3 protein-coding genes are annotated in these 3,260 nt (G+C 68.4%); 1 reads left to right on the top strand and 2 read right to left on the bottom strand.

The features are described from left to right. Both V7050_RS19815 and dld read right to left on the bottom strand, forming a co-directional pair. Window positions 1-310, bottom strand: a 310-nt coding sequence (locus V7050_RS19815) for an L-lactate permease (protein WP_324370513.1), incomplete at its 3' end; no start/stop codon positions are given. A gap of 66 nt (window positions 311-376) precedes the next feature. Beyond that, window positions 377-2,086: a D-lactate dehydrogenase gene (gene dld / locus V7050_RS19810; RefSeq protein WP_442885554.1), complete on the bottom strand. Its 1,710-nt coding sequence runs from the start codon at window positions 2,084-2,086 to the stop codon at window positions 377-379. A 216-nt stretch (window positions 2,087-2,302) separates the two neighbouring features. Here dld and V7050_RS19805 point away from each other — a divergent pair, with 216 nt between their 5' ends. Then, the gene (locus V7050_RS19805; RefSeq protein ID WP_324370517.1) at window positions 2,303-3,076 is read left to right on the top strand and encodes an FCD domain-containing protein; all 774 of its coding nucleotides are present in this window, start codon (window positions 2,303-2,305) and stop codon (window positions 3,074-3,076) included. Window positions 3,077-3,260 lie beyond the last annotated feature (184 nt).

Raw genomic sequence — 3,260 nt, 5'->3', positions numbered from 1 at the left:
CCCGCCGGTCGGGCGAGATCGAGGTGAACCCCCTCCGGATCGAGCGGATGCCGCCGCTCTCCTCGAGCGTATAGAGCATCAGGATCGCGCCGAAGACGATATAGAGCAGGCTGACGGCGGTCACGACGCCGTTGACGGTGGCGCCCAGCACCTTGTTGAGCTCGGTGCCCCAGACCAGCAGAGCGGTCGCCGTGGTCACCAGATAGGCCACGAACATCGAAAACTTGGCCGAGCGCGCCAGGACCACCAGCAACAGGAATACCGTGGCGATTGGCAGCGTGGCCAGGATGATTGTGAAGGTTTCAGGCATATTTCCTCCTCCTATGGGGCGGCGATCGCCGCCGGTTCAGTGTGAGTCAGCTCGAAGTGCCCTGGCCTAATGCCAGTGCGCGCATTTCGATGTCTGGCCGATCCCGGGATTGAAGCTGTTGGTCGGGTCGATGGAGCGGTAGAACCCGGCCAGATCCGGCTTGGCGTGGTAGAGATGGCCGACATTGTGCTCGGCCGGGTATTCAGCGCCGCGCCGGTCGAGATGCCGCCACATCTCGTGCTCCAGCGCGAGGCAGTCATGGCCCTTGGCCACCACGTAGTCCTGATGGAAGACGTGGCAGAAGAAATGGCCGTAATAGAGCTTCTTGACGATCTTCCCGTCGATCTCGGGCGGCAGGGTCTCGACCCATTCCCGGTCGTCGCGGCGCAGCGCGATGTCGAGCGCCACGATGTCCTCGACCTCGCGCGCATGGATGGCGCGGTATCGGACCGCCGCGCCCGCGACCGCGAAGCGGTGCAGGAAGGCGGCGGTCCCCTCGGCGGGCGTGCATTCGAACATGTCCCCGCTCGCCGAGGGAAACAGCGCCGACAGATAGTCCCGCGCCTCGGCGATGCCGGCGCCGCCCATGCGCAGCAGCAGGTGATGCTCGAAGCGGTCGCGGAAATCGGTCATCCGCGCCGGCAGATGCCCGGGCGCCAGCGAGGCGGCCGCCTGCGCCAGCCGGTCCGACAGGGTGGCGCCGAGGCCGAGCCGCTCGGTCAGCGCATCCATCCGCGCCTTGGCGGCGAAGAGGGCCGGCATCCGGTCGGTGCCCGCGCGCTGGATGAAGAGGAACGTGTCCTTGCCGTACCGGGCCGCCACGTCATAGGCGTCGCGGTGGATGTATTCGCCGGCGACGGGCAGGTTGTCGAACCGGGTCAGGATATGGCGGCGGATCGCCGTCAGCTCGTCGGGATCGTTGCTGCCGATATAGAAGACCGCGGTCTCCGTCTCGGATTCGAAGGTGTCGAGCCGCACCGCGAAGACCGCCAGCTTGCCGGCGCAGCCCGCGCTCTCGTGCAGCCGCCGCGGATCGGCGTTGAACCGCGCCGGGGTCCGGGCGTCGACGTCGCGCACATGGGTGGCATATTCTCGGTCCGAGGCCCAGGCATCGGTGGGCGCCGGCCGCGGCAGGTCGCCGCGTTCGAGCCGGGCGAGGATCTCCTCGGGGGTGTCGCCCAGATCCAGGCCCAGGTGATTGACCAGCGCGACCGATCCGTCCGCGCGCACCTCGGCATAGAGCGTCATCTCGGTATAGGCCGGGCCGCGCTGGATCAGCGCGCCGCCGGAATTGTTGCAGATGCCGCCGAGCACCGAGGCGCCGATGCAGCTCGAGCCGATCACCGAATGCGGCTCCCGCCCCAGCGGGCGCAGGCGCTTCTCCAGCGCGTCGAGCGTCGCGCCGGGCAGGCAGACCACCTGCCGCCCCGCCTCGATCAGATGCACGCCCCTGAGCCGCATGACGCTGACCAGCACGATCTCGCGGTCGTAATCCTCGCCCCAGGGGGTCGAGCCGCCGGTCAGCCCGGTATTGGCCGCCTGGAGGATCACCGCCCGGCCGGCGGCGACGGCGACGTTCAGCACCCGCCACATCTCGACCAGGGATCCGGGCCGTACCACCGCCGCCACCGGCCCCGAGCCGTAGCGGAACCCCCGCGTGTACCGGCGCGTGGCGCGGGCCGCGGTCATCACATGCCGCCTCCCCACGATGCCGCCGAGCTTGTCGAGCAAGTCGGCGCGCGTCACGGATTGTTCCTCTTGTCGGTCCCTGGTCATTCGCCCTCCCCTTCTCAGACGCACGACGGCCTTGCTCTCGGGCGAGCCGCCGTCGCCCATTCGTTGCCGTCGCGATGGAATTTTTGATTTCCACTCTCAGTGTGTAGGTAAAAGATTTTTACCGGACATGTCAAACAAAAAATTGAATTGCCCATCGGCGCGGCCGCGGCTAGGCTGGGATTCCGATGGAACGCCAGACGGTTCGGAGGCGCGATCATGGACAGCAGGGTGAACAAGGGCGCCAGCGCCGCCCAGGCCACGGTCCGGCATATCGAGGATCTGATTCTCGAAGGCTCGCTGCGCTCGGGCGATCCACTGTTGCCGGAACGGGAGATGGCGCTACGGCTCGACGTGTCGCGCCCGACCCTGCGGCAGGGGCTCAAGATCCTCGAGGACAAGGGCCTGATCGAGACCGACGCCGGCGGAACCCGGCGGATCGCGCCGCTGGCGACCAGCCTCACCGATCCGCTGATCGAGCTCATGTCCACGGGCGGCAGGGTGATCGACGACTACCTCGAGCTGCGCGGCACGCTCGAGGGGATGGCCGCGGGCCTCGCCGCGACCCGGGCCAGCGACATCGACCGCCAGACCCTGACGCGCTGCGTCGAGCGGATCGAGGCGGCGCACGAACAGGCCGATGCCCGCGACGAGGCCGAGGCCGACGTGGACCTGCATCTCGCGATCTACGAGGCCAGCCACAACATCGTGCTCCTGCAGATCATGCGGGCGCTCTCGGGCATGCTGCGCGAGGGCGTGTTCCACAACCGCGAGAAGCTCTATTCGCGGACCGAGGTGCGCGACGTGCTGCGGCTCCAGCACCGCGCCATCTACGACGCCGTCATGGCGCACGACCCCGCCGCGGCCGCCCGCGCCGCCGAGGATCACATGGGCTACACGCGGCGCGCACTGAACGAGATCGCCGCGGCCGAGGCGCGGCTCGACATCTCGCTGCGCCGGATCGACGGCGGCAACATCGCCCAGCGCCCCTGACTTGGGACCCGGCAGATTCAGACGCCAGCACCCACCGGCACGGCTCGCGGACGACCGCCACCCACCGGCCGAGCCGCCCAGCCACGATGGCCGCGCCGCCGGTCGAATTTTGCCAGGCATTTGATTTCTTGGTAGCGGAGGAGGGACTTGAACCCCCGACACGCGGATTATGATTCCGCTGCTC

Origin of the sequence: Amaricoccus sp. (assembly GCF_036846665.1) — a bacterium.
GTDB lineage: Bacteria > Pseudomonadota > Alphaproteobacteria > Rhodobacterales > Rhodobacteraceae > Amaricoccus.
Note: the sequence above shows the minus strand (reverse complement) of the source record. Positions and strands in the feature narration are given on the sequence as shown.